Raw genomic sequence first — 22,130 nt, 5'->3', positions numbered from 1 at the left:
CATAAATAAAACCGATTCGCGACTGCCGTATTTCGATACAATCAGTAGATGAATATTGGGGTGTGGTACAGGTGCCGTAAACGGCAAACGGAGGTTGCTGACAGGCTTGTTGCCGCTGCCTTCGACCCGGCGGCTATGCCTGCCCGGGTCGCTCCGGAAGCAGCTTCCTGACTTCGCCGGCGAGCGCCAGCGGATCGAAAGGCTTGGCAATGACCCCGACCGCTCCCATGGCGAGATAGCGCTCGACCTGATGCGTCTGGGTGCGCGCGGTGATAAAGGCCACGGGTATCGACGCCGTCAGCGGTGAAGCAGCCAGGCGCTTCAGCGTCTCCGGCCCGTCCATGTCCGGCATCATCACGTCGAGCAAGATGAGGTCGGGATGCCATGCGGCGGCATCGGTCAGCGCCGCGGCGCCCGAAGAGCAGGACCGCACCTCGAATTCCGGCTCGAGCTCCAGCGACATCTGAGCGATTTCGCGGATATCGTGGTCGTCATCCACGTAGAGGATTCTTGCCGGCATGATCGTCACTCCTTGGCGCGGGCGGCGGGTCTGGTGCCATCGCGCGATGAGGCCAACATGGTTCTGACAAGCTTTGCCACATCGATCTCCGACGCCCTGGTCTTGGTCATCATTGCCTGCACCCGATCGCCGAGTTTCTGGTCCGGTTCCGCCGCCGAGAACACGATCACTCCGGTCTCCAGCGGCAGATCGGCGAGCAGGTCCAGTCCCGATCCGTCTGGAAGTGCTATGTCCAGGATGACCAGGTCGAAGCGACGCTTCGCAACCGCCCGCCGTGCCTCCTGCAGCGTTTTCGCCGAGATGATCGAGACGTCCGAGCCCAGTCCCGCCGACATCACGGCTAGCACACCCTCGTCGTCCTCGACATGGAGGATCTTCGGCCTCTGTTCATTCCTGCCGGCGACGATCTTGGCAAGAGCGGCGTGAAGCCGCCCCGAATCCACCGGCTTCTCCAGCCAGTCGACGATGCCGACGGCGGTGCCGTTCAGCGAGCGCCTGGCCTCATCGGCGACGGCGGAGATGACGATGACCGCAATGTCGGAATTCACCGGTGACGCCCTGATGTCATGGAAGAGCTTGATGCCCGATTCTTCCGCCAGCTTGATATCGAGTGTCAGTGCCACATAATCGCGAGACTGCAGAAGCGCCTTCGCGGTGGCGATGTCCGGGGCGACGTCGCTGGAAAAGCCTTCCGCGTCCAGGAGTGCCGCAATCACCGCCGCGACGTCGGTCTCGTCTTCGCAGATCAGAACCCGTAGGCGGCCATCGGGCTCCCGTGGCGGGCGCGGTGGCGGATACGGCCTCGGTTGGAGCCTGCGGGCTTCGGCAAGGTCGACATGGAACGAGGTTCCTTTCTCTTCCTCGGTTTCGAAGGAAACGGCGCCGCCCAGCTTTTCCACGATGGTCTTGACGATGCTGAGGCCGAGGCCGGTGCCGCCTTTCTTGCGGGTGCTGGACGCGTCAGCCTGTTCGAACTTGCCGAATATACGGCTGCGAAACGCCTCGGGGATACCCGCCCCCTGATCGATCACCGAGATGCGCAACATGTCGCGATCACGACGCTGCAGCTTCACCATCACGGTGCCGTCGGCGTGCGAGAACTTGATCGCGTTCGACAGAAGGTTGGCCATCACCTGGTGCAGGCGGTCCGGATCGATGTTGGCTTCGGCGCGCGGGGCATCGTCGACCAGGACGATGCGTATCCGGCTCTCGGCCATGTAGTTGGAACTGGCGGCAATGGCCTGCTCCATGATCGGGCGCACAGGCATCTGCTTGATCTTGAAGGCGATGACGCCTGACTCGATCTTCTCCATATCGAGGATGTCGTTGATGAGAAGAACCAGTCTCTCGCTATTGGTGTGAGCGATATTGACGAGGTTGGCGGCCTTCGGCGGCAATTCGCCCGCCACGCCCGCCGCGATCAGGCCCAGCGAGCCTCGGATGGATGTCAATGGGGTGCGCAGCTCATGACTGACCGTCGAAATGAAATCGTTCTTGAGCTGAGCGTTTCGCTTCTGCTCGGTGATCTCGCGATTGTAGGTGATGACACCGGTGATCTTGCCGACCTCGTCGCGGAACGGCGCCTTGAGCGTGTAAAGCCAGCCCTGTTTGCCATCCGGAAACACCGCAGGCTGTTCGATGCGCAATGTCTGCCCGGCCTTCAGTGCGCCCATCTCGTCCTGCCTGAAGCGCTCGGCCACGTCCTTCGAATAGAAATCGAAATCGGTCTTGCCGATGAGCTCCTCGACTGAAGCGGCCCCCAGCATTTCGGCGGTGGCGGGATTGGCGGCGATGAAGCGGCCGTCCACATCCTTTATGTTCAGGCAGTCCGGCAGTTCACGAACCATGGCCCGATAGATCATGTTGGACATGGAGAGATCGCGCCGCCGCTGTTGCCGGTCGAGCAGGATGCCGATCACCATGGTACTAAGGAAGCGGAACAGGAGGGACGGGAACGTGCTTTGCTGGATCAGGCCTGTGACGACTTGCGGGGGTATGACCAGGAGCGTGATCAGCCCGGCGAGTGCAACTGACACGCCGAAGCCGAATATGTCGAGCATCGTGCGCGACCGGGCCGCGACAATGTGGTGCCATGCCAGGCCGACGACGGCGGTGATCAGGATACCCATGACGCCGACATTGGCCCCCTGCCCGCCAAGATAGAGGCGATAGGCAATGGAGCCGATCGTGGCAACGAACATTGCCGGCCATCCGCCGAAGAACGCCGCGGCGCCGATAAAGGCGGCGCGCAGATCGACCACGAAGCCAGAGACAGACAAGGCGGTCGCCATTGAAAAGACCGCCCCCACGCACATGACCGCGCCCAGAAGCAGCGACTGTATTCGCGGCGAGAGACGCCCGGTGAAATCGGCCACAAGGTCCCAGGCGACGACCAGGACGGAGACCAGAGCAAGATTGGCGAGGAGTGATTGCCAGATCTCGGTCATGACTTTCCGGCTCCTTTTTTCCGATGAATATCGGCTAATCCTATCCGATATCTAAAGAAGCTGCGCATCAGTCCGCAGGGCCGGCACGCCGAGCAGAGGCGACATGGGCAGCCACATGGCAGGCGTCTTCGTACCGGGCGCTTATCGGGCATCAAGTTGAAGCTTGATCTTCGGCGCCGCGTACTGACTATGGCCCCGACGTGCCCGGCCGCGCCGCCGTGAGGGTTGATACGTCCAAGCCTGCCTACGGGCTCACGGACTACTACAGCTGGCACCTTTTTTCTGGAAGCCCCTGCTCCGCTCAATGCCGAGAGGGGCTCCTCTGGCCTGCCGCCGGTTTCGTGGACACCGAGACAAGGTGTTTAACGGAACTGGAGGGTGGGAATGCAAAGAAGGAAGTTCGGCCGCAAGTTCAAGCTTGAGGCGGTGAGATTGATCAAGGACCGGGGCGTTGCAGTGGCCCAGGCCGCCCGCGACCTCGATGTCCACGAGAATGTGTTGCGCAAATGGGTGCGCGAGCTGTCGACGGATCCGCAGCACGGCTTTCCTGCGGCCGGCATCGCAGGTTCGTCTGGCGGTTCAGGGTGGGGATCGCGTCGTGCGGCTGGTGACCCGCAAGCCGATGCTTGGCGAACCTTTTGGCGAACCTATCCGTAAGCCATTGATAAATAACGATAATGGTGAGCCCGGAGGACATAGTAAGGACGTTGATTCTATTGCGTTTTTCGTGGGCCAAAATTAGAAAGTTTCCCGTATCGTTCCGTATTGTCTTGCGATTGATCCCGACATCAGATTTCGACACGCTAGCGCGAAACACTATCGGCTTGTGGCGACGTCATTCCTATCAAGCCATGCCATCGGCCTACCCCGCCGCCAAAGCCGTCACTTCTCGCCGGAACGGCAGCGCGTCGCCGATATCGAGTTCGTCCATCTCACGAGCGAAACGATGGCCGGCGTAGGTCGCCCAGGCAATCGGACCTGGCGCCTCGGCATCGCCTATGACCTTGATCGAGCGAATGCCATTGTCGGCCCATTCGTCGCGCCGCGCTTTCAGGTCGCGCCAGACCTGGTCGTCCTGTTGGCGCGACGTCACCAGCACGACGGCGTCGGCGGCAATGTCGCGTTCGGCATGGGTGTAGGCGCAGGCGGTGGCGACGCCTCCCGGCACGACGCGTGTCACGATCCGGTTTAGCACGATCTCGACGCCGAGCTCGGCCAGCCGTCGATGGATGGCGCCTTGCTCCAGCGTGTTGCGGGTCCAGTCGGACACATAGGCGGACGGCGTCACCAGCGTCACCTTCGCGCCCCGGCGCGCCATCAGCTCGGCCAGAACGCCACCCATGTAGTAGTGGTCGTCGTCGAACAGCACGACAGTGCCGGTCGGTACATTTCCGCCCATCAGGTCGTCCGGGGTATAGAGCGGCATGGCCGGGTCCACCGGCATCGGCATGACATGCGCACGCGCCACGCCGTCACGGCGCCATGCCGAGCCGGTGGCAATGGCGATGTTCTGAAACCCGAAGGCCAGGATATCCTCGGCGGACAACCGGCTTTCGAAATAGACGTCGACATTGGACATCTGGCTGAGCTGATACTGGCGATAGTCGCGTACGCGACCCCAGGCGGAGAGGCCAGGCAAGCGGCACTCGCGCGACACGCGGCCGCCGAGCTCGGTGCCTGCTTCGGCGATCGCCACCTGGTAGCCGCGCAGGCCGAGTGCGCGGGCGGCCTCAAGCCCGGCGGGACCGGCGCCGACGATCAGCACGCTGTCGCTGTCGCCCTTGGCCTGCATCCGCTCCGGATGCCAACCCTTGCGCCACTCCTCCATGAAGGTCGGGTTCTGCGTGCAGCGCGAGATCGACATGGTCATGTCGCCGGTGATGCAGATGTTGCAGCCGATGCATTCGCGAATGTCCTCGATCCGTCCCTCCTCCACCTTCTTCGGCAGGAAGGGATCGGCGATCGATGGACGGGCGCAGCCGATGAAATCGAGCGTGCCGGACTTGATCATCCTGACCATCACGTCCGGCGAGGTAAAGCGACCGACGCCGACGACCGGCCTCGACGTCAGCGTCTTGATGCCGGACACCAGGCTCTCCTGTGCCGCCTCCTCCTTGAACCGCGACGGCCCCGAACAATCCTCCCAGGCGCCATGCGCCAGGTCCCAGAGGTCGGGCAGCTCGGCATGCATCTCGATCATGTCGCGCACTTCGGAATTGGCGAAGCCAAGTTCGCCGATCATCTCGTCCAGCGACAGCCGCAGCGTCAGGCCGCAAGTGTCGCCGATGGCGTCGCGGCCTTCTTCGATCAGCTCGCGCATCAGCCGTGAGCGGTTTTCCAACGGGCCGCCATATTCGTCGCTGCGCTGGTTGGTGGCGGTGGACAGGAAGTGCTGGATAATGCCGAAGCCATGCGCACCATAGAGACAGACTAGGTCGAAACCCGCCAGCTTCGCGCGTTTGAAGGCATTGCGGTGCCAGCGCCTGAGGTCACGTATATCCTGCTTGTCCATGGCGCGTGCCTGGACTGGATCGTTGGTGAAGGTGCGGATCGGCAAGGCCGACGGTCCGCGCGGCACTTCCTTGGTGTAGAGGTTCGGGCCGTTGATACCGGAATAGGCGAGCTGGATGCCGGCCAGCGCGCCATGCTGGTGCATGGCCTTGGCCATCTTCGCCAGCGCTGGGATGTCGGCGTCGTCCCAAAGCCTGAGCTCGATGAAGGGCGTGATCTCTGAGGTGTGGTGCATCTCGGTCTGCTCGGTGAAGATGACGCCCCAGCCGCCTTCCGACTTGATGCGCCGCATCTCGGCCGCGGCGGACGGATCACGATAGCCGCCGCCATTGCAGTGCGGCACTTGGTAGAAGCGGTTCTTGGCGGTCACCGGGCCGATCTTCACAGGCTCGAACAGAATGTCGTAGCGTGGGTCACGCATGGTGCTTCCTTCCTGCCAGCGTCGCGTCGCGGCATGCGCGGTGATGGTTTCAAACCTGGCGCAAGCCGGTCTGCCCGGTGGGTAGACGCCGTGAACCTACTCATAAGTTGCGGCGCGTGCCGGAAAACTACAGATTTCTTCTGTGCCGATTAGGACGCGCCTAATCCGCCCCCCGCCGCCTGGATTAGCATCCGAAGAATCCCGGCTGAGCCAAATGCGACTTCAAGGCCGCGGCCACGCGATGCTAGATAGCGCACACGGCCAACGAGACGTGAGACGCATGGACAGCATCCAGATCCTTGAAAAGCTGATCGCATTCCCGACGGTGAGCCGGGACTCGAACCTCGACCTCATCGGCTACGTGACAGACCTGCTGGCGACGCGGGGCATTGCATGCCAGATCATCCGCAGCGCGGACGGCCACAAGGCCAACCTGTTCGCCACCATCGGGCCGGCCGACGCGGCCGGCGTCATGCTGTCCGGCCACACCGATGTCGTCCCGATCGACGGACAGGACTGGACGCTGCCGCCTTTCGAGATGAGCGCGCGGGATGGCAAGCTTTACGGCCGTGGCGCGGCCGACATGAAGGGTTTTGTCGCCTGCGCGCTTGCCGCCTGTCTCAAGGCCTCGAAAATGGGCCTGCAAACGCCCTTGCATCTGGCGCTTTCCTACGACGAGGAGATCGGCTGCATCGGCGTGCACAGCCTGATCGACATGCTGCGTTCGGCGCCGCATCGGCCATTGCTATGCATCGTCGGCGAGCCGACCAACATGCAGGTCGCGACCGCCCACAAGGGCAAGCTTGCGGCGCGCGCCATCTGCAGGGGACGCGAAAGCCATTCGGCGCTCGCTCCCCTGGCGCTCAACGCCATTCATCTCGGCTGCGACTTCGTCTCCGCACTGCGCCGGGAACAGGACCGGCTGGCCAGCGATGGCGCGCGCGACGGTGACTATGACATTCCCTACACGACCGTCCACGTCGGCAAGATGCATGCCGGCGTTGCGCTCAACATCGTGCCGAACCTGTGCCAGCTCGACTTCGAGATCCGCAATGTCGCGGCCGACAACCCCGACCAAATCCTCGATGGGTTGCGCGCAGAGGCAGCGCGCATTGCCGCAGCCGCTTCAGCGATCGCGCCGGAGGCGGCCATCGACATCGATATCACCAACACCTATCCGGGTCTGGACACGCCGGCGAATTCGCAGGCTGTGGCTTTCGTCAAGTCATTGACCGGGGCCAACGACACCATCAAGGTTGCCTTCGGCACCGAAGGCGGATTGTTCAGCCGCGACCTCGGCACGCCGACCATCGTGTGCGGGCCGGGCTCGATGGCGCAAGGGCACAGACCGGACGAATTCGTCAGCATCGAACAGATGCGCCGCTGCGACGACATGCTCGACAATTTGCTGCGGCGGCTTGCCGGACAACAGTTGAAGGTCGCCTGACAAAGGCCGCTGCTATTCCACGACCCGTCCGCTGCCGAACACGCCCTGTTCGACAACGAAGCGGCGGCAATGATCGATGAATGCCTGCACCGTCTGGGTGCGGTGCTCGGCGTTGGGCAATGCGACCCCCATGGTCAGAGGCCGCAAATCCCCTTCCAGGGGCACGAAGACCAGCGGCTTGCCGTCCGGCGCCAGGGTGTTGAGCGGCCGCATGTTGGCGATGCCGTAGCCGAAGCCATTGGCAACCATCGACCGCATCACCGCGATGTCGCCGGTGCGCTCGGCAATGTTCGGCCGGATGCCCCGCATTTGGAAGGCCGAGAGAAAATATTCGCGGCTGTATGGCAGGTCGAGCAGCACCATGGGCTCGTCGGCCAGTTCTTCCGTCGTGATCGAAGCTTTGCCGGCGAAGCGGTGCCCCTGCGGCAGCATGACATAGGCCGGCACCAGCATAAGCGGTTCGAACGTCGTGTCCTGCGACAGTTCGAGATCATAGGTCAGCGCCGCATCGATTTCACCTCGCTGCAACATTTCGAGCAACTGACCCTGGTTGCGTTCGAACTGCCGGAACCGCACCTCGGGATAGGCGCGCTCGAACTTCGCGCGCAGCGTCGGCATGACGATCTGCGCGAAGGTCAGCAGGCATCCGACTGCCAGCGGCCCACGCACCTTCTCGGCGATGTCGCCGGCGATATCGTGCAGAGCGTCGGCGTCGGCCAGCAACCTGGCGGCCTCCTTGAGGAAAACACGCCCGCCGGCCGTGAGCGACAGGCCATGCGAATGCTTGCGGACAAAAAGCTGGACGCCGAATTCGGCCTCGAGCTGCGCGATGGACGCCGAAATCGAAGGCGGCGAAACATTGACCTGCTCGGCCGCCTTGGTAATGGAGCCGGCTTCGCCGACGGCGACGAAATATTCCAATTGTCTCAGGGTGAAGCGTAGCGGCATGGGCTTCTATGTTGCCGGTTTGGGCGCTGCGATCAAGCGCCCGCTCCGCCTCAGTACTTGATCCATGTCGTTTTCAGCGCGGTGTACTTGTCCAGCGCGTGCAGCGACAGGTCGCGGCCAAAGCCCGATTGCTTGATGCCGCCGAACGGCGTCATCGGGCTCAGCGCATCGACCGTGTTGACGGAAACGGTGCCGGCGCGGAGCCGGCCGGCAACGCGGTGCGCGCGCGAAAGACTGTCGGTCCATAGTGACGCGGCCAGCCCGTACGGGCTGTCATTGGCAATGCGGATGGCCTCCTCCTCATCGTCGAAGGCAATGACCGACAGCACCGGTCCGAATATCTCATCCCTGGCAATCGGGTCGTCATGGGCAACATCATCGAAGATGGTGGGCTGTATGAAGCTACCGCGACCGTTGACCGTGACCCGATCTCCGCCGGCAACCAGGCGCGCGGTCTTCTTGCCGGCCTCGACGAAGCGCATGACGTTGGCGGCGTGGCGGGCATCGACCATGGCGCCCATTTTCGAGGCAGGGTCGAGCGGATCGCCAGGCTGGGCGGCCGCCGCGAGCTCAGCCAGTTTCTCCACGAAGGCATCCTTGATGCCGCGTTGCACGAGCAGGCGCGAATTGGCCGAACAGACCTCGCCCTGGTTGAAGAAGATGCCGAAGGCCGCCATGTCGGCCGCCGCATCGAGGTCGCCGCAGTCGGCGAAGACAAGGTTCGGGCTCTTGCCGCCTGTTTCGAGCCAGACCTGCTTCATGTTCGACTGACCCGAATATTGCAGGAACATCTTGCCGACCGAGGTCGATCCGGTGAAGGCAAGGCAATCCACGTCCATGTGACGGCCAAGCGCCTGCCCGGCCGTCTCGCCAAGGCCGGGCACAACGTTGAGCACACCGGCGGGCAGCCCCGCCTCCATGGCGAGTTCCGCCAGCCTGAGCGCCGAGAAAGGCGACTGCTCCGCGGGCTTCAGCACCACCGAATTGCCCGCCGCCAGCGCGGGCGCGCACTTCCATGTGGCCATGTCGAGCGGGAAATTCCACGGCACCACGGCACCGACCACGCCGAGCGGCTCGCGCCGCACCAGCACCAGATCACTGCCGCCGGTCGGCGCCACTTCGTCATAGATCTTGTCGATGGCCTCGCCATACCACTGGAAGATAGCCGCGGAACCCGGGACATCGACAGTCGCGGCATCCGTGACGAGCTTGCCCATGTCAAGCGATTCCAGCAGGGCAAGCTCCTGCAGGTTTTCGCGCAGCAGCCGCGCCAGCCTAAGCAGCACCTCCTTACGGTGCGCCGGGCTCGCGCGTGACCAGGCACCAGCCTCGAAACTGCGGCGCGCCGCGGCAACGGCGAGATCGATATCTTCCTCGCCGCAGGACGCCACCTCGGCGAGCGTTTCGCCAGTGGCCGGATTGATGCTGGCGAAGGTGCGGCCCGAACGCGCGGCAACCGTCTTACCGTCGATGAACGCCCTGTCGCGAAACCGGATCGCGGATGCCTTGCCGATCCAGTCCTTGTGACTGAATTCGCTCATGCGGATGCCTCCCCCTGCGTGATGGCTACTCGTCGCCCGGCACGCCGTAGCTCGGCGCGTCGGACGGATTGATCGCGCGGGTCACATAGGCATCGAGCTGGGGCTTGTAGCGGTCCCACAAGGCCGCCAGTTCCTCGATCGGGCAGCCGTCGGTCCAGTCGCAGCGCAGGTCCGCGACGGGCCATGCGACCTCGCGCACCAGCTTCATTCCAGCCGAATGCACCGGACCCGCCTCGCCCCCTGCCTTCAGCGCGGCGCGCATGGTCGCGATCAGGCGGTCGCCGAGGTGCCCTTCCGAGGCCAGGAAAGCGTCGACCATGGCTTGCGGCACGCCATCATGGGCCAGCATGTTGCCGCCGCAGGCGACATTGTCCGCACGCGCTTCCGCCCAGATGCCAAGCGCCCTGGGTCCTGAATGAATGGCGGTGGTGCCGGCGGCATCGACAGCCAGCACCTGCCGGTAGTCGCTATAAGCGCCGGTGCGCTTCAGGATGGCGACCGCGTCGGCGGCCGAGGCGCCCCGCGCCAGCAGTTCGAGCCCTCTTGCGCCGAGCGTCGGATCGGTGACGTTCTGGCTGGCGACCGCGCCGACGCCCGCTTGCGCATAGGCGCAGCGCGCCGCCACCGCCGGTGAGGAAGACGACACCGCGACGCCGAACATGCCGGTGCGGCTGCACCGCGCGACAATGGAAAAGGTCATGAGATCAATCCGGGATGACGGCGGTGCCGTCGATCTCGACCAGCCAGTCCGGCCGCGCCAGGGCCGACACGACGAGACCGGTCGAAACGGGATGCACGCCTTTGATATACTCGCCCATGGTGCGGTAGACTGCCTCGCGATGGCGCACGTCGGTGATGTAGACCACCACCTTGACCAGATGCTCCATGGTGCCGCCGCACTCTTCGATGAGCTGCCTGACGTTCTGCATCACCTTATGCGTCTGCTCGGCCGGATCGTGGCTGCCGATATTCTTGGCGGTGTCGAGATCCTGCGGGCACTGGCCGCGCAGATAGACCGTCCGGCCGCCCCGCGTGACGACCGCCTGGCACAGATCATTGTCGAGCTTCTGCTCGGGATAGGTGTCCTTGGTGTTGAACTTGCGGATTCTCGTATGCGCCATCCAGGTCTCCATCAGATCGGGCTCGTGGCTGTTGTCAGCGTCGGTCAGGCGTCCACCGTCTCGCGCTGCGCCGCAGCGTGATAGGCCAGATATTTGCGCTGCGTCGAAATTCGGTCGGCGACATGCTTGGCATCATGCCAGACGCCCCAGATGAAACTCGACCCTCTTCGCGACTGCCAAGGCAGGCCGAGAAAATAGATCCCAGGCTCGACCGAGACGCCGCGTTGGTGCCTTGGCCGGCCCCTCTCGTCAAAAGCATCGACCTTCAACCAGCTGTAGTCGACGGCAAAGCCTGTCGCCCAGATGATCGCCGCTATCCCGGCGCCCGCCAGATCGAGGTCACGAAGCGGGTTGGTCAAGCAGTCCGGATCCGGGTCGATCCGACGGGCCGCGGGCTCCTGCGGAAGGTCGAGGCCGTTGCGCGCGACATAGGCATCGGCCTCGTCCAGCAGCGACATCAGGTTGGCGTCACCGCGGGCAATGTTCTTCGCCAGATCGGGCGCGAAGGTCAGTATGCCGTCCTGATATGCTTTTGTCATGCCGACCAGGGTAAGCCCCTGCGCCGCCAGCCGACGGAAATCAATCGTTTCGCCGCCACGCGCGCCGCTCACCGCAATCGTGACATGCTCCGTGCCAGGCCCCGGGGTTTCGAGGTCCCATTTGCCGAGAACGCCAAGCCACCAGCAGAAATCACGCCCGCGATAGGCACGCGGCGGGCGGTCGTGCGGGCCGACCGAGAGGTAGACGCGCCGCCCCGAGCGCTGCAGCTCATCGGCGATCTGCACACCTGACGATCCTGCCCCGACCACCAGCACCGCGCCCTTTGGCAACTGCCCGGGATTGCGGTACGCGCTGGAATGAATCTGCAGAATGCCGGCATCGCCGGGGACAAGGGCGGGGATGACGGGGACCTGGAAAGGTCCGGTCGCCGCGACGATGCTGCTGGCTTCGATCACCCCGGCCGACGTCTCGACGCGAAACCCGGGTCGACCGACATTTCTTTGCGCGAGCTTGACCTCGACGCCGCAGCGGATCGGCGCATTGATCTGCCTTGCATAGGCGGCGAAATAGTCCGCAACCTCCTCCTTGGAGGGAAAGCCGTCAGGACCCGTCACGGGAAATTCCATGCCTGGGAAACGGTCATGCCAGGCCGGGCCATTGGCGACGAGCGAGTCCCATCGCTGCGAACGCCAGCGCTCGGCGATCCGGCCACGCTCAAGGACAAGATGCGGCACGCCGCATTTGCTCAAATGCTCCGACATAGCCACTCCCGCCTGGCCACCGCCGACGACAAGCGTGTCTATTTTTTCCACCGACATTTCTGCGTCCTTTCCCCCCAAGAGTTTCTGATGCGAGGAGGTCAGATCGCTGGTGTACTGGAGGGACTGATTAGCGAAAATTACGATTTCACGTGGCAGTGGTTAGCTTGTCCCTAAATGCCGGGACACGGGCCGACGCGCGGCTACGACAGCATCGCCCTGGCCGCTTTTTCGCCGATCATCATGGACGGCGCATTGGTGTTGCCGCCGATCAGCGTCGGCATGATCGAGGCGTCCGCCACACGCAGATTGTCGAAGCCGCGCACCTTGAGACTGACGGGATCGACCACCGCCATGCTGTCGTTGCCCATCTTGGCCGTGCCGACCGGGTGATAGACGGTCAAGGCTTCGGCACGCAGATAGGCGAGGATCTCGTCGTCGGTGACGACATCGGGTCCGGGCAGGATTTCCGGTCCGCGGATGTCGGCGAAAACCGGCGAAGCAAGGATGGAACGCGCGACCTTTATACCTTCGACAAGGGTCAGTGCATCCTGCCCGTCGCTGAAGAAGCGGTGATCGATCAGCACGTTGCGGCGGGTGCCGTCACGCTCGAGCGTGATTTCACCGATGCTTCCGGGCCGCAGCACGCAGGTGTGCACGGCATAGCCGTGGCCATATTCGACAAGCCGGCCGCGATGGCTGCGATAGCCGGGGACAAAGTGGAATTGGACATCGGGAATATCGCCGGCATATTTCGTCTTGGCGAAGCCGCCGGCCTCGACGTAATTGGTCGTCAGCATGCCTTTGCGGCGGACGAAATACTGAAAAGGCGCCGCCAGCATCGCTGGCAGATTGGCGAGCGACAGGCCGAGCGTCCTGGCGCTGTTCGATCGCATCGTGATCATTCCGTCGACATGGTCGCGCAGGTTCTTGCCGACGCCCGGCACGTTCATGACCGGTTCCACCCCCGCCGCCTTCAGCTCGTCGGCTGGGCCGATGCCGGAAGCAAGCAGGATGCGCGGCGATCCGATCGCGCCTGCGCTGAGCACGATTTCGGCGCGGCACGTCAGCCTTTGGGCTGATCCGTCCCTGATCACATTGACGCCGGTGGCGCGTCCGCTTTCGATCGCCAGGTCAAGCACCTCGACGCCTGACAGGACCTGGAGGTTCGGGCGGCCGAGAACCGGCCGGACGAAGGCAGTGTAGGCTGAGAAGCGCTCCCCCCTGTTCTGGGTCACATTGTAGATGCCGAGGCCGAGTTGGCCATCGGCGTTGAAGTCGCGGTTTTCGGGCAGGCCCACGCCCCGACCCGCCTCTACCCACAGCCTGGATACGGCGTTGGGGTCACGCGGATTGTCGACCAGCAGTTCGCCCTCGAAGCCATGATAGGCCGGGTTTTGCGACAGGAGATTGCGCTCGAGCTGCTTGAACACCGGCAGCACGTCGGCATAGGACCACCCCGCGCAGCCGAGTGCCGCCCACTCATCATAGTCCTGCGCGGCGCCTCTGATATAGACCATCGAATTGATCGAACTCGACCCGCCAAGAAGCTTGCCCCGGTTGACCGGTATGCGGCGGTTGTTGAGCAGCGGCTGCGGCACGCCCTTGTAGCCATAGTCGAAGTTCGGATTGCCGTAGAGCGAGAGAATGCCGGCCGGTACCCGCACCCTTGTGCGGTCGTCGCTACCGCCGGCTTCGATCAGGCAGACGCGGTTGGCGGGGCTAGCGCTCAGCCTGTTGGCCAGGACACAACCGGCCGAGCCCGCGCCGATGACGATGTAGTCGAATTCCGCGGTCGCGATGCTCATGCCATGCCTGCTAGTGCTCTTCGTCTTCGTCGTTTTTCAAGAGCTCGAGGATTTCCCGCTTCATGGCGATGAAGCTCGGCTCCATGACCAGATCCATGCTGCGTGGGCGCCGGAGGCCGACGCGGATTTCCTTCTTGATCTGGCCGGGCCGGCCCGACATGACGAGCACCCGGTCCGCCAGCAGGATCGCCTCGTCAATGTCATGCGTGACGAACAGAACCGTCTTCTTGGAATGGTCCCAGATCCTCAGCAAAAGCTTCTGCATTGAGTGGCGTGTCTGGCTGTCGAGCGCTCCGAAGGGTTCGTCCATCAGCAGCACCTGCGGATCGTTGGCGAGCGCACGTGCAATCGCCACGCGCTGCTTCATGCCGCCCGACAGCTGCGAGGGATAATGGTTGGCGAATTTTGCCAGGCCGACCTCATGGAGAAAATGTTCGACGATGGCCCTGCGCTCGGCCGCCGACATGCCCTTGCGCTTGGGACCGTATTCGACGTTCTGCGCCACCGTCAGCCAGGGGAACAGCGTGTAGGCCTGAAACACCATGCCGCGATCCGGACCTGGCTCGGTAACCGGCTTGCCGCCGACCGAGATCATGCCGCCGGTGCGCTCCTCGAGGCCAGCGATGAGATAGAGCAGGCTCGATTTGCCGCAGCCGGACGGACCGACGATCACGCAGAACTCATTGGGCACGACATGGAAGGAGATGCCGTCCAGCGCCAGCACCGCGTTGTCGCCCTTGCCGTAGCGCAGGACCACATTGTCGATGGCGATGTCGGAACTCTTCGGTTTCGTCGCGAGTGTCAGGGCGTCCATGTCGGCAAACTCCTCAATTGGCCCAGGGAGCGACGAGGCGGCGAATGCCCCGGAACAACTGGTCGGTGCAAAGACCAAGGATGCCGATCATGGCGATGGCCATGAAGATGACGTCGACCTGGAAGCCGCGCATCGCCTTGAGCGAGATGTATCCAAGCCCGCTGCGGGCGGCGACGAGTTCGGCAACGACGAGATAGGTCCAGGCCCAGCCCATGGTGACGCGCAGCACGTCGAGCACGTTCGGAAGCGTGGCCGGAAAGACGATGTGGAAGACCGTGTCGCCGCGTTTCGTGCCGAGCGTATAGGCAGCGTTGACGAGGTCGCGCTGAACGCCGCGGGCGCTGTCGGCGATCATCACCAGCTGCTGGAAGAAGATGCCGAAGATGATCACGGCCACGCGCTGCTCGATGCCGATGCCGATCCACAAGATGAAAAGCGGCACGAAGGACGTCACCGGCAGATAGCGGATAAAGTTGACGAGCGGGTCGAGCGCCGCCTGGACGATGCGGTAGGTGCCCATCGTCAAACCGAGCGGCACCGCCACGACGCTCGAAATGACGAAGCCGATCAGCACCACCTGGACGCTGGCGAGCACGTGCTCCCACAACGACCCGTCAAGCGCCATGCTGATGGTGGTGAACAGTACGGATTCCGGGCGCGGCAGGAACATTTCCTTGACCGCTCCGGAATAGGTCAAGGCAAACCAGCCGCCGATGACCGCGCCCCAGACCAGGACGCTGAGCGTGATGGAGAGAGGGCGCGACACGGCCTGAAAAGGCGTGGTGATGGCTTTCCAGGCGGATCGACCGGGCTGATTTTTTTCCACGCTCGTGGTCACGATATGGCTGATGGGAGACGTTGCATTCGGTGCCAGTGTCACAGGGAAACCTTTTGGGCTGGATGGACCGCAGGCGAGAGGCTCGGCCCGCGGTCCAGCGAGCTCACTTTACCAGGATAGGTTACTTCGCAGGGCCAGATCACTTCGCAAGGAAAGACGTATCGACGAGGTCGTCGTATTTGATGTCCATCTTGAGCTTGCCGAAGCCGCCCCAGATATCACCGCCGAGCTTGATCAGCTTGCCGGCTTCACCACCCTCGCCGCCGGCGAAGAATTGGGCATTGCGCTCCTTGCCATAGAAGTTCACGCCCGCGGCGGAGGAGGCGAAGTCCTTCGGCTCCTTCAGCCAGCCGCCGACGCCCTTGGCCATCACCTCGTAAGCCTTCTCGGGATTTTCCTTGATGAACTCGTTGGCCTTGTAGAGCCCCTTCACCAGCGCCTCGACATCGCCGGGGTTCTTCGTGATGTAATCGCAGTTCAGCGCCACCACATCGACGATCAGGCCGGGTGTCTTTGAGGAGTCGATCAGCACCTGTCCCTTGTTTTCCTTCTTGGCCAGCGTCAGATGCGGTTCCCAGGTGACGGCAACGGGAATGCGGTCGGCCATGAAGGCGGCGGCGGCATCATCCGCGGTCATGTTGGTGATCTTCACATCGGCCTGGCTGAGACCGGCCTGCTTGAGCAGGATGTTGAACCAGAACTGAGAGACCGAGCCTTCGTTCAGCCCGACTTCCATGCCTTTGAGATCAGCGACGCTCTTGACGTTGCTGGGCGCCAGGACGCCGTCGCCGCCATGGCTGTCGTCCAGGGCATAGACCGATTTGAAGCAGACGTCCTTGGAACGGTACTTCATGATTTCGTCGATGGTCGAGGCGCTGCCGTCGAGCTCGCCGGCGGCGACGGCCGCCATGTACATCGATGCTTCCTCGATGACTTCGAGCGAGACATCGAGGCCGCCTTCCTTGAAGTAGCCCATGTCGCGCGCAAGGAAGAGCGGGCCGTATCCGACCCAGGTCGTCATGCCCAGCTTCAAGCTGCCGGCTTCGGCGTGGAGGCTCACCGAAAGCGCGCTGAGGGCAATGCCGGCCGCAAGCGCGGCACGGCGAAACTTCGAGATTATTGTCGTCATTATGTTCCCCTGTCTTTTTCTGAGGGCAGGCGCTGTCCGCACCAAAATAACCCGCTTCGGACGCATCGCCGAAGGCTGCCACCTGACGTTCTTTTTGTTCTCTTTCAGCCGGCGGATGGAGCAAAGCACGCTGTGTGCGATGCACAAATAATGATTTTCGATAATTCTGCTTAGGCTGGGCCTAACCAAGCCGGCACTGCTGCGTCTGCGCCACCCACAGACTTTGGCGTGAGACGGGCTGACGATCCCGATGACCTCATCGTCGCTTTCAGAGAGGTCAACGACGGTCGCCTCCTGGAATTGGCGAAGCTAGCTATTGACCTGGCCTCTAGACCGCGACCTGCCCTCGCGCATTCAATGGCGACATCAATACCAACGCCTTCTTCCGTGTGCTCGCTGACGAAGGCCGGCACGCTTGTGGGATCGAGGCAGACCGCATCCAGCATTAGCTATTTTGCCAGACCGCGGCGATGGGCATTTTGGCTCGCTCACGAAGATCACCGCGGCACCAGCCGCGGACGGCTAGCAATGTCAGTGCGCCAATGGGGTCGAGGCCGGAAATCAGCACCGTATACCTGACGTCACACAAGAGTCAAAAACTTACCCAATAATGTGGGAAGAAGCCGTCGAGATCAGAAGACAAGGTTAAGCCTGACCGATGTCTTCAGAGTTTTGCTCATATCTTTCAAAGCCGCATCCAATTTATAACATCAGTTCGAACTCAGCTTGAAGATGCCTTGAATTTCGCACCAGCGGATGCATGCATCGGAAACTACTGGATTCTGCGGAGATTCAGGAAGTCAGGCGGGAGTAGAGGAGCTTCGCGTTGCTTTGAACTGTGAGCGGCTCCCCCGCTTCCGACGCGAAGCGGGGGAGTATCCGTCTCATGCCTGATCCGTCCAGGTCTTACGTCTTGGCGGCGTTCCGGGCAGCCTCGAATACATCGCGTGCGGACGTCGTACCCGCTACGTGCTCCGTACCCTGGACCCCGAGGGCCATCCATCCCGCGTTGACGGCCTCAAACATCGCTTCGGCCGGTCCTGTCTGGCCCTTCGGAATGCCGAACTGCTCGAATGCTGCTGGCCACTCGGCCCGCGGGACGGCAAAGGCTTTGACGTCGAGCTTCATGACTTCACCCAATTGCGCGGCGACCTCATCCGCGCTCACCATCGAACCGAGTTCGATGACCCGATGCCCCGACCACGCCGGCCCGCTCAGAAGCCTTGCAACCTCAGCGCCGATGTCGTTGGTCGCGACCATGGTCGATTTCCGATTTGTCGGGTTGTAGTAGACGGGCAGCGTGCCGCCCTGGACTACGTGCAAGCCGTAGAGGAAGTTTTCGAAAAACCCGCCGGCCCGTACATATGCGATCGGCAGTGTCAGGTCGCGAAAGCCCTGCTCCAGAAGCGACAGGGCCGTGATCATCCCCAGCCCGCTGGTCCTGTTCGCGCCCATCGACGAGAGTGCGACCATCCGCGGCGGCGCCACCTTGGTGAGCGCCTCGACATAGTTCGCGATGACGCCCTTGGCTTCCCTGAAATCCGGCGAAGGTGCCCAGACGGCCGGCAACATGATAAACGCGCCGTCGATGCCCTCGAGCGCCCGCTCGATGGCGGTCGCATCGTTCCAGTCGCCGTCGACCAGTTCGACGCCCTGGTCCGCCCAGCTTGCCGCCTTGGCGCGGTCGCGGACCAGCGCGCGTACCTTCTTGCCTTGCGCCAGCAAATGCCTTGCGGCGGCACCGCCAACATTTCCTGTGATTCCCGTCACTAAAAGCATGTGTTTTCTCCTGATCTTGGGGGACAGAGGACTGCCCTTATTGGTTCAACGGATGAGCGGCAGAACGGCCCGGATACGGGGATGGCGCGCGTAGAGGCCGCCCCATGTCATCGCGCCCAGAAGCAGGGAGATGATTTCCGGCGCCGACCCCAACTCACCGATGCGGACATGGGCGCAGATGGCACCTCCCAAAAAGCCCGTCACCAGGATCGCGCCGAGCACGGTGGTAGCTGGGATGGCGTAAAGGATGGCGCAGGCGAGTATGATCGGACCCACGACATGGGTCAGGTCCATCGAGAACCCGGTTTCCTGCAACATGCCGGCGATCTGTGCCGGCGCGAAAAGCTGAATGGTGCCGTCTGCCGCCAGAGCGACAACGACAAACGCGCTCATGATCCGGCCGGCCCACAGGGCGCCATGCAGGGCCACAGTTTTAGGCATCTGACGACGCAGGTTCATAGTTTCGGACACTTGTCATTCTCCGATGGGAGGATCCCATATTCGAAGCTTACTGTGCCTCTTAGGCATGATAAACACCGAGAAAACGAACCAACTGTTCTCTTTTTTGGACACAATACCGAGGCACGAAAATGCAGAATCTCGAACCCGTCCTCATTTTCATAACGGTAGCGGAAATGGGGAGCTTCACCCGCGCGGCGGATAGCCTGGGTATCCAAAAAGGGAGGGCCTCAACGGCGGTCCGGAAGCTGGAGGAAGATATCGGTGTCAGGCTCCTGCACCGGACGACGCGCAGCGTGCAATTGACGGAGGACGGACGCGCATTTCATGCCCGTGCCCGCGATCTGCTTGCTGAAGTCGATGACCTGCACTCGATGTTCGCAGGCGATCGCGTGGCACTTCGTGGGCGTTTGCGGGTCGATCTTCCGACCGAGGTGGCGCGCACAACGATCGTGCCGGCCTTGCCGGATTTCATGGCGACACATCCCGAGTTGGAGCTGGAGGTGTCGAGCACGGATCGACAGGTGGATCTGGTTCAAGAGGGGTTCGACTGCGTATTGCGGCTTGGCCCCATAAGGGACGACACGCTGATTGCCCGCCCACTGGGCCTGTTGCGTATGGTCAACGCTGCCAGTCCCGCCTATCTCGCGCGCTTTGGCGTCCCTCGATCGCTAGACGATCTCCAGCGTCAGGAACATCGGACAATTCATTTTTCGACGACACTGGGCGCAAGGCCCCATGGATGGGAATATCCGGACGGCGACAGCTACGCGACGCTTCAGTTGCCAGGTGCGCTGCACGTCAACAGCGCGCAGACCTACGAAGCCGCTGCCCTCGCCGGCCTTGGCCTGATACAAGCGCCGCTCTTGGGGATTGGTCGATACTTGGAGAGTGGCACGCTTGTGGAGATCCTACCCGATTTTCGTCGCCGGGCGCTCGCCGTGTCCCTCGTCGTGGCACATCGGAGCAATCTGTCGCGCCGGGTCCGCGCATTCATGAAATGGATCGAAGATGTGCTGGCGCCGTATATGGAGTAGCGAGACGAACATCTCCGTGCCGCCGTCGAAATCAACATTCTGAAGCTATGTCTGCCGGTCGGCGGTCCAACAGAATGCGGCACTGAAACCGGCGACCTTTGACGTCCGACATGAGATGTCCTCAAACTTTCCGCCTTCTGTCTCCCCAACGCCGTGCCCATGCACAGAACCATTCCGTATCAAGTTCGGAGGTATCCGGTTGCTCGCAACCCTATCCGGGGCCGCCGTCGATCTCCGTAGCGTAGCAAAACGGGCAATCGAAACGAATGGCCGTTTTCAGGCCCGGGAACGGCGAGGATGGGGCGCGAAGCGGTCATGCCGGACGTCACCTGCGAGAGTTTGCTTCGGGTCAGATCAAGTCGATACGCGCGACGAGCCTGAAGGTCCGCTTCTGGCCTTCCGAGCCTCGAACTCGCCAGTCCGCTTTTTCGGCCCAATAGCGGTCGCTTACAGGGGCACGTTCCGAAGGTCAGCACCTGACGCGAGCAGATCCTTGCTAGAGGTGAACGAGGCCAGTTTGAATCCTTACCGCAAAGGCAAACCTACGTTCTCAACGAGTTCGTCCAGTCCTTGCTCGCAAAATTGCAACACCCCCTCTTGACGGTCGGCGTCAGATTCAGTTTTCGTGACGCACGATAATCGCGAAAATACCATGGCCGACGACACGCCCAAACGGAAGCGAGGCCGCCCACTGAAGGGCAGCGCTCCGATGTCCCCAGCCGAGCGTCAGCGGCGCCGTCGCCAGCGGCTCATTGAAGCCGCACAGGTGGGGTTCCTGGTGCGCCTGTATTCCGAGCGGATGGCGGGACGGCTTGAAATGGCGGAGAAGCAAATCCGGGAGTTGACAATCGCGCTGCTGGAGAAGGACCGCCCAGCCTATCCTGGTCTGGTGACCAAGATCGAATTCTCGATTGAAGTCCTAAGGGAGAACCTGACGCTGCTCCAGAAGGCACTCCCACCAGACGGAAAACGCTCTCCGACTTGATTTCGTACCGAGCCACGGCATCGAATAGCTCAAATCGGCATTCTGGGTTTACATCGGTAGCCAAGCCCCTAGTTTTAGAGCTTCGCGCCGTGCACCCCGAGTGCGTGGATGATCGAGAACGGGACCGTGAGCTTAGGCCGGCCCCTCAAGAACTTCCGAAAGGATGACTGCTATGACACAGGCCAAGAATGGCGACACCGTGCGCATCAATTACAATGGACGCCTAGTCGACGGCACTCAATTCGATGCTTCCGGCAGCGAACCGCTGCAATTCACGCTGGGTGAAGGACAAGTGATCCCCGGTCTTGAAACCCATGTCGAGGGCATGGAGGTGGGTGCGAAAAGCACCGTCACCGTTCCAGCCGACGCCGCCTATGGCCCTCACCGCCCCGAAGCGGTCATGACCATCGACCGCGCCAAGGTGCCAGACAACATCAACGTTGATATCGCCACTCGATTGCAGGTCAGAACCCGCGACGGTCGTCCCATCCCGGTAACAGTCGTCGAAGTTGACGACGCCAGCGTCAAGCTCGACGGCAATCATCCATTGGCCGGAAAGGATTTGGTGTTCGACGTTGAACTGGTCGAGATCGTTCAGGCGGCGTAAGGCACGAATCCGGCGCAGAATTGGTCGGCTTCGCGGGCTTGCTGATTTGCGAGATGACGGGCCGGTGGTCATGGGGATTCCTGTGGACGTCGCCAAGGCGACTAACCAGACCCTGGCGCGTGCGTGGTCCGTTGCTCTCGATGATCATCCGGACGAACCGGATGGCATTCTCTATCTCTCCCGACTGAACGGGCACACCAATCTGGCTGTCTATGGCCGCGCGGTCGCACGCCTTCGAGCCGTGCGTATCATCAAGCTCATCGCCGCGTGAGGCGTTGCCTCCGCGGTGATTGCGGCCCCGGCCCGACACATCGGGCGCCTGTCGCGCGGGAGATGGTCTTCCGCCTCCAAGACAGGAGCCGGCAAGATATCCCTTTCGCGTCGGTGCCTCCCGGTGATGAAATGTCGCAATTGCCCGGTCGGATCCACGGAAAATTGCCGGCGCCCATTTGCTCGTGA

At 62.5% G+C, this 22,130-nt stretch carries 19 protein-coding genes and 1 pseudogene; 6 read left to right on the top strand and 14 right to left on the bottom strand.

All coding sequences use genetic code 11. The features are described from left to right. Positions 1-133: 133 nt before the first annotated feature. Entirely contained in the window at positions 134-520 is a 387-nt protein-coding gene (locus tag CK226_RS21140) for a response regulator (protein ID WP_095775925.1), read from the bottom strand. A gap of 5 nt (positions 521-525) precedes the next feature. After that, positions 526-2,967, bottom strand: a complete 2,442-nt coding sequence (locus CK226_RS21135) for a response regulator (RefSeq protein WP_095775880.1) — start codon at positions 2,965-2,967, stop codon at positions 526-528. Between the two features lie 384 nt (positions 2,968-3,351). Here CK226_RS21135 and CK226_RS21130 point away from each other — a divergent pair. After that, positions 3,352-3,504 (top strand): annotated as a pseudogene (locus CK226_RS21130) (transposase); the annotation flags it as partial. Between the two features lie 325 nt (positions 3,505-3,829). Here the strand turns inward: CK226_RS21130 and CK226_RS21120 are convergent. Further along, entirely contained in the window at positions 3,830-5,899 is a 2,070-nt protein-coding gene (locus CK226_RS21120; RefSeq protein ID WP_095792962.1) for an NAD(P)-binding protein, read from the bottom strand. A gap of 280 nt (positions 5,900-6,179) precedes the next feature. Between CK226_RS21120 and argE the strand changes: the two genes are divergently transcribed. Further along, complete coding sequence (argE, locus tag CK226_RS21115) at positions 6,180-7,346, top strand: acetylornithine deacetylase (protein ID WP_095792961.1); 1,167 nt, start codon at positions 6,180-6,182, stop codon at positions 7,344-7,346. Between the two features lie 12 nt (positions 7,347-7,358). Here argE and CK226_RS21110 read toward each other — a convergent pair whose 3' ends face one another. From CK226_RS21110 to CK226_RS21060, 11 genes are all read right to left on the bottom strand, one after another. After that, on the bottom strand, positions 7,359-8,294 hold the full coding sequence (locus tag CK226_RS21110; RefSeq protein WP_095775883.1) for a LysR family transcriptional regulator: 936 nt from the start codon (positions 8,292-8,294) through the stop codon (positions 7,359-7,361). A 50-nt stretch (positions 8,295-8,344) separates the two neighbouring features. After that, positions 8,345-9,835: an aldehyde dehydrogenase gene (locus tag CK226_RS21105; protein WP_095792960.1), complete on the bottom strand. Its 1,491-nt coding sequence runs from the start codon at positions 9,833-9,835 to the stop codon at positions 8,345-8,347. Positions 9,836-9,860: 25 nt separating this feature from the next. Then, entirely contained in the window at positions 9,861-10,535 is a 675-nt protein-coding gene (locus tag CK226_RS21100; RefSeq protein ID WP_095792959.1) for a DUF1028 domain-containing protein, read from the bottom strand. A 4-nt stretch (positions 10,536-10,539) separates the two neighbouring features. Next, positions 10,540-10,956, bottom strand: coding sequence for a RidA family protein (locus tag CK226_RS21095; RefSeq protein ID WP_095792958.1), 417 nt, complete (start codon positions 10,954-10,956; stop codon positions 10,540-10,542). Positions 10,957-11,000: 44 nt separating this feature from the next. Next, a complete protein-coding gene (locus CK226_RS21090) occupies positions 11,001-12,275 on the bottom strand; it encodes an NAD(P)/FAD-dependent oxidoreductase (protein ID WP_095775886.1) in 1,275 nt (424 codons plus the stop codon). Positions 12,276-12,418: 143 nt separating this feature from the next. Then, positions 12,419-14,023, bottom strand: coding sequence for a GMC family oxidoreductase N-terminal domain-containing protein (locus tag CK226_RS21085; RefSeq protein ID WP_095792957.1), 1,605 nt, complete (start codon positions 14,021-14,023; stop codon positions 12,419-12,421). A 10-nt stretch (positions 14,024-14,033) separates the two neighbouring features. Further along, a complete protein-coding gene (locus CK226_RS21080; RefSeq protein ID WP_095775888.1) occupies positions 14,034-14,837 on the bottom strand; it encodes an ABC transporter ATP-binding protein in 804 nt (267 codons plus the stop codon). A 13-nt stretch (positions 14,838-14,850) separates the two neighbouring features. After that, positions 14,851-15,603, bottom strand: a complete 753-nt coding sequence (locus tag CK226_RS21075; protein WP_245437799.1) for an ABC transporter permease — start codon at positions 15,601-15,603, stop codon at positions 14,851-14,853. Positions 15,604-15,814: 211 nt separating this feature from the next. Next, positions 15,815-16,804: an ABC transporter substrate-binding protein gene (locus tag CK226_RS21070; RefSeq protein WP_095775890.1), complete on the bottom strand. Its 990-nt coding sequence runs from the start codon at positions 16,802-16,804 to the stop codon at positions 15,815-15,817. Positions 16,805-17,710: 906 nt separating this feature from the next. Beyond that, positions 17,711-18,529: an NmrA family NAD(P)-binding protein gene (locus CK226_RS21065; RefSeq protein ID WP_245437798.1), complete on the bottom strand. Its 819-nt coding sequence runs from the start codon at positions 18,527-18,529 to the stop codon at positions 17,711-17,713. 99 nt (positions 18,530-18,628) lie between these two features. Beyond that, the gene (locus CK226_RS21060; protein WP_095792955.1) at positions 18,629-19,054 is read right to left on the bottom strand and encodes a DoxX family protein; all 426 of its coding nucleotides are present in this window, start codon (positions 19,052-19,054) and stop codon (positions 18,629-18,631) included. Between the two features lie 119 nt (positions 19,055-19,173). Between CK226_RS21060 and CK226_RS21055 the strand changes: the two genes are divergently transcribed. From CK226_RS21055 to CK226_RS21040, 4 genes are all read left to right on the top strand, one after another. Further along, positions 19,174-20,079 (top strand): LysR family transcriptional regulator, encoded by a 906-nt coding sequence (locus CK226_RS21055; protein WP_095792954.1) that lies wholly within the window; start codon positions 19,174-19,176, stop codon positions 20,077-20,079. Positions 20,080-20,731: 652 nt separating this feature from the next. Continuing rightward, positions 20,732-21,064: a hypothetical protein gene (locus tag CK226_RS21050; protein WP_095792953.1), complete on the top strand. Its 333-nt coding sequence runs from the start codon at positions 20,732-20,734 to the stop codon at positions 21,062-21,064. Positions 21,065-21,236: 172 nt separating this feature from the next. Further along, positions 21,237-21,671, top strand: coding sequence for a peptidylprolyl isomerase (locus CK226_RS21045; RefSeq protein WP_095792952.1), 435 nt, complete (start codon positions 21,237-21,239; stop codon positions 21,669-21,671). A gap of 82 nt (positions 21,672-21,753) precedes the next feature. Beyond that, entirely contained in the window at positions 21,754-21,942 is a 189-nt protein-coding gene (locus CK226_RS21040) for an RES domain-containing protein (RefSeq protein WP_245437796.1), read from the top strand. Positions 21,943-22,130 lie beyond the last annotated feature (188 nt).

Source organism: Mesorhizobium sp. WSM4311, from assembly GCF_002295115.1.
Taxonomy (GTDB): Bacteria; Pseudomonadota; Alphaproteobacteria; order Rhizobiales; family Rhizobiaceae; genus Mesorhizobium.
The sequence above is the reverse complement of the archived record's forward strand: the minus strand, read 5'-3'. Positions and strand labels throughout refer to the sequence as shown.